This window comes from Novosphingobium sp. (genome assembly GCF_031424035.1).
GTDB lineage: Bacteria > Pseudomonadota > Alphaproteobacteria > Sphingomonadales > Sphingomonadaceae > Novosphingobium.
Map to the genome: position 1 here is coordinate 1 of NZ_JANPGP010000142.1, position 4,443 is coordinate 4,443.

Annotated in this window: 7 protein-coding genes and 1 pseudogene; 7 read left to right on the forward strand and 1 reads right to left on the reverse strand. The window is 62.2% G+C overall.

Going from position 1 to position 4,443, the window contains the following annotated elements; translation table 11 throughout:
• The 5 genes and pseudogenes from RMO89_RS19620 to RMO89_RS19640 all read left to right on the forward strand — a co-directional run.
• Positions 1-477: pseudogene (locus tag RMO89_RS19620) on the forward strand (ribonucleotide-diphosphate reductase subunit alpha); the annotation flags it as partial.
• Positions 478-512: 35 nt separating this feature from the next.
• The gene (locus RMO89_RS19625) at positions 513-932 is read left to right on the forward strand and encodes a membrane protease subunit (RefSeq protein ID WP_310535299.1); all 420 of its coding nucleotides are present in this window, start codon (positions 513-515) and stop codon (positions 930-932) included.
• Positions 933-956: 24 nt separating this feature from the next.
• Complete coding sequence (locus RMO89_RS19630) at positions 957-1,418, forward strand: PepSY-associated TM helix domain-containing protein (RefSeq protein ID WP_409035586.1); 462 nt, start codon at positions 957-959, stop codon at positions 1,416-1,418.
• The gene (locus tag RMO89_RS19635; protein WP_310535302.1) at positions 1,415-1,861 is read left to right on the forward strand and encodes a cupin domain-containing protein; all 447 of its coding nucleotides are present in this window, start codon (positions 1,415-1,417) and stop codon (positions 1,859-1,861) included. Before RMO89_RS19630 ends, RMO89_RS19635 begins: the two co-directional genes overlap by 4 nt.
• Positions 1,858-2,310, forward strand: coding sequence for a cupin domain-containing protein (locus tag RMO89_RS19640; protein ID WP_310535303.1), 453 nt, complete (start codon positions 1,858-1,860; stop codon positions 2,308-2,310). The genes RMO89_RS19635 and RMO89_RS19640 overlap by 4 nt, the downstream gene beginning before the upstream one ends.
• A gap of 104 nt (positions 2,311-2,414) precedes the next feature.
• On the opposite strand, the gene RMO89_RS19645 is transcribed toward RMO89_RS19640, so the two are convergent.
• Positions 2,415-2,834 carry a DUF2171 domain-containing protein gene (locus RMO89_RS19645; RefSeq protein WP_310535304.1) on the reverse strand — a complete coding sequence of 140 codons (420 nt, stop codon included), beginning with the start codon at positions 2,832-2,834 and terminating at the stop codon, positions 2,415-2,417.
• A gap of 330 nt (positions 2,835-3,164) precedes the next feature.
• On the opposite strand from RMO89_RS19645, the gene RMO89_RS19650 reads away from it, so the two are divergent.
• Both RMO89_RS19650 and RMO89_RS19655 read left to right on the forward strand, forming a co-directional pair.
• On the forward strand, positions 3,165-4,238 hold the full coding sequence (locus RMO89_RS19650) for a ribonucleotide-diphosphate reductase subunit beta (RefSeq protein ID WP_310535305.1): 1,074 nt from the start codon (positions 3,165-3,167) through the stop codon (positions 4,236-4,238).
• 1 nt (position 4,239) lies between these two features.
• Positions 4,240-4,443, forward strand: a 204-nt coding sequence (locus RMO89_RS19655) for a hypothetical protein (RefSeq protein WP_310535306.1), incomplete at its 3' end; no start/stop codon positions are given.

A 4,443-nucleotide genomic window follows, 5' to 3' on the forward strand; every position in this document is an offset into this window, starting at 1 on the left:
AACATCTATACCCACAAGACGCTGTCGGGTTCGTTCGTCGTCAAGAACCCGTTTCTTGAGAAGCTGTTCCAGGCGAAGTCGAAGGATTCCAACAATGTGTGGAATTCGATCCTCGAAAACGCCGGGTCGGTCCAGCACCTCGATTTCCTCTCACCTGAGGAAAAGGCCGTCTACAAGACCTCCTTCGAGATCGACCAGCGCTGGCTGCTCGAATTCGCGGCAGACCGCACGCCCTACATCGATCAGGCGCAGAGCCTGAACCTCTACATCCCCGCCGATGTCGACAAGTGGGACCTGATGATGCTGCACTTCCAGGCATGGGAAAAGGGCATCAAGTCGCTTTACTACCTGCGCTCGAAGTCCGTGCAGCGCGCGGGCTTCGCCGGCGGGGTGGAGGCGGACAATACCGCCGATGCGCCGAAGATCGAACTCAGCGCGGTCCCGACCGACTACGAGGAGTGTTTGGCCTGCCAGTGAGGCGCGACACGGCTGCCTGAAGGGGAGGGAAACACGTGGCTTTCACGTCTTCGACCGAAGTAAAGCCGGGCTGTCTCGGCGTGGGCCTCGCATTGATGGTCCTAGCTGTGCTCGGCTGGATGTTCGGCTATCCGCAGTACCGCGTTTATTCGCAGCGCTTGGCGGGCGAAGCCGCGCTGGCGGAGGCGCAAAGCTCGCGGCAGGTCGCCATCCTTGAAGCGCGCGCCAAGAAGGAAAGCGCGATCAGCCTCGCAGAGGCCGAGGTGATCCGGGCGGAGGGCGCGGCCAAGGCGAACAAGATCCTGCAGGATTCGCTCGGCGGGCCAGAAGGCTACCTGCGCTACCTGCAGATTCAGGCGCTTGAGGATACCAAGGCCCAACTGATCTATGTGCCCACCGAGGCAGGCCTGCCGGTGACCGAGTCTCGCCGCCTGCAGGGTCCGGAAGGCCGCTGACACACTTTGTGACAACACGCCCCCTTGCGAACGCGGCCGACACCGGCTTATTGCGAATCATTCGCAAATAACAGGGAATCACATTCAATGCGCAAATGGCATCGCTGGCTTTCGGTCTTCTTCGGCGTCTTCCTTTTGTGGATCGCGGTCACTGGCGTGCTCAGCCAGGTTCCCATCTGGCAGGAACAGTTCGGCACCAAGGACGAGGCGGCGGAAGCTGCGGCGCAGAAGGCGGCTATTCCGGCCGGTTTCAAGTGCCCCGAAACCATGACGTGCCGCCCCAAGAAGCCGCAGACCAGCGGCCTCAACGTCGGGCTGATCCATCACCTGCATTCGGGTGAAACCTTTGGCCCGCTCGGTACGATCATCGCCTCGCTGTCGGGCCTCGCCATGATCTTCTTCAGCTTTTCCGGCCTGTGGCTCTACATCCAGATGTGGCGCAACCGTAAGGACCGTGATCTCAAGCCCGGCTGGTTCTGGAAGTGACCGGCCGGCGCATCCTCACCGGGCTGGGCGAAGACGGCAAGTCGGCGATCCTGATCGACGAGCCGCTGGCCCATTCAGCCGGCGGCGCGGCCATGGTGTGGAGCGCGCCTGCGCTCCCCATCGACAATGCCCTGCCCGCCGATGCGCCGTTTCCGGTGTTCTCGTTCGACCAGATGCACGCCGGCGGCGCCAGCTTCATGGTGATGGAATATCCGGCCGAGATGGGCGAATTCTGGCACGCCACCGATACGGTGGAATGCGTCGCCATGCTCTCGGGCGAGATCGTGTTCATGACCGAGACGGGCGAAGTTACCCTGCGCGCCGGCGACATGCTGGTCGATCGCGGCATCATCCACTGCTGGCGCAATGACACCGGCCAGCCCGCCCGCGCCGCCATCGTCATGATGCCGGCGCACCCGGTGGGCAAGGGCCGCACGGTTTGACGCTCCCACTGGTCCGGCGCGTCGTCACCGGGTTGGACGGGGCGGGGCGCTCCGGAGTGGTGATCGACGGGCCAGTGCGCGCTTTCGAGGGCGGCGGTTATGTCTGGCGGACCGCCGCAATCCCCGCCGACAATTCCGGCCGCGAGGATGCCGCGCCGGGCGCGTTCTCCTATGACCTGTTCCACGGCGGCGGCAGCAATTTCTTCGTCATCGACCTCGCCCCCGGTGAGCGATCGAGCACCCACGCCACCGACACCATTGACTACGTCGTGATGATGGCGGGCGAAGTGACGCTCGAACTGGAAACCGGAGAAGTGCGCCTGAGTGCCGGGGACCTCGTCACCGATCGCGGCGTGATTCACGCCTGGCGCAACGATGGGGCGGAGCCGGCGCGATATGCCGTAGTCACGCTGCCCGCCCATCCCGTCGGCGCAGGCCGCACGGTCTGATCCACACGCAGAAACGCCCCTTCCAGCTAGGAAGGGACGTTCCGCTCCGCCGGTCACCGCCTCAGGCGCGGTTCGGCAGGAGTGACGACTGTTTGCTTGGAAGGTCAGCCGTTAAAGTTATCGGCGGCGTTGGAATCGGCGTCACCGGCCTGACTGGTCGAATTGAGCCGCACCTGGCCGCCTTCAATCCCGGCCACCTGGCCCATTTCGACATAGTGGTGCTGGCCGTCGGTCGAATCGTTACGCGTCAGCTTGATGCGGTCGCCATCAATCGAATCGATCGTGCCGCAGTGGTCGCCATTGGCATCAACCACGTCCATCTGTTCGCGCAGCTGATCGCGGAACTGGCCGGCGTCTCCGGCCTCGAACTGCTGCTGCTGGCCCGAGCCATAGCCGCCCTGCGCCGAGTCCTGGCGCTGGCCAAAGGTGCCGTCCGGCTGCTGGCCCGTAGCGGCGGCATCCTGCGACTGGTTCTGCATCGAAGTCTGGCTCGATTGTTGGGGGCGCTGGGTCTGGTCGGTCATGGTCTCTCTCCATCGGGTTCATCGCCGGATTGTGCCCGGCGAACGTTCCCTCAACCCGGAGCTGGCCGCAAAAGTTCCGCTGCCACACGCCGCCAGAGCCAATCCGTTTCCCGCCTGCGACAGACGGGGTGAGCGCCCCGCGCCGCCCTCTGCACCGCGCCGCGCCCCTTCACCGGCGCCAACACAACATATTGTGGATAATCGCCAAATCCCGCAGGAACCCGTAGCACATTTCGATGGCGGGAATCGCCGGATTTGATACTATGCAGCGCTTGGCCGCGCGCTTCATGTGGCCCACTGATTCCCTCTCTGTTCTCAAGGTCCGATCCCATGCCCCTTCTCGAAGCCCGCAAGACCTACAAGCCCTTCGAATATCCCTGGGCCTATGACTTCTGGAAGCGCCAGCAGCAGATCCACTGGATGCCGGAAGAAGTGCCCTTGGGCGAGGATTGCCGTGACTGGGCGCAGAACATTTCCGAGCATGAACGCAACCTGCTCACCCAGATCTTCCGCTTCTTCACCCAGGCGGACGTCGAGGTGCAGGACTGCTACCACGAGAAATACGCCCGCGTGTTCAAGCCGACCGAGATCAAGATGATGCTCGCCGCCTTCAGCAACATGGAAACGGTGCACATCGCCGCCTATTCGCACCTGCTTGACACCATCGGCATGCCCGAAAGCGAATACGGCATGTTCCTTGAATATGAGGAACTGAAGGCCAAGCACGATTACCTGCACACCTTCGGGGTGGACACGGACGAGGATATCGCCCGCACCCTCGCCATGTTCGGCGGCTTCACCGAAGGGCTGCAGCTGTTCGCCTCCTTCGCCATGCTTATGAACTTCCCGCGCTTCAACAAGATGAAGGGCATGGGCCAGATCGTCACCTGGTCGGTGCGCGATGAATCGCTGCACTGCGAAGGCATCACCAAGCTGTTCCACACCTTCGTCCACGAACGCGGCTGCCTGACCAAGTCGGTCAAGGAAGACATCATCGATTGCTGCCAGAAGACCGTGCGGCTGGAAGATGCCTTCATCGACCTCGCCTTCGAACAAGGCCCGGTCCCCGGGATGAGCGCCAAGGAAATCAAGCGCTACATCCGCTACATCGCCGATTGGCGGCTCGGCCAGCTCGGCCTGCCCTCGGTCTACATGATCGAAGACCACCCGCTCCCCTGGCTCACGCCTTTGCTCAACGGCGTGGAGCACGCCAACTTCTTCGAAACCCGCGCGACCGAATATTCGAAGGGCGCCACCAAGGGCGACTGGAACACCGTCTGGTCCAGCTTCGACAAGCGCCAGAAGGCGAAGTCGGCGAATGATGGCGACGAGGGTGAGACGCTTGTCGATGCGGCGAGCGAGCCGGATATGTTTGCTGGTGGTGGGGTTCAGGCGGCGGAGTAAAATGGCAGATTCAAAAGCTGTAGCCGCTGCACTTTCAGACGAAATTCTGCAAAATATCGAACTCCGCGAGATTACCCTCGACGCAGTTATGTTGAAGTGTGCTCGGCTGGCACGACTACTTAAAGATGATCAGCACTTGAAGCTTTTTCAGTACGAAAGTGGTGGCTACCCAACTACGCCTGACAGCATTCCCTCACATGTTTTC

Bases quoted from the DNA above. Each gene is read 5' to 3' on its own strand.
- RMO89_RS19650 (WP_310535305.1), top strand. From the start codon at position 3,165: ATGCCCCTTCTCGAAGCCCGCAAGACCTACAAGCCCTTCGAATATCCC.
- RMO89_RS19645 (WP_310535304.1), bottom strand. From the start codon at position 2,834: ATGACCGACCAGACCCAGCGCCCCCAACAATCGAGCCAGACTTCGATG.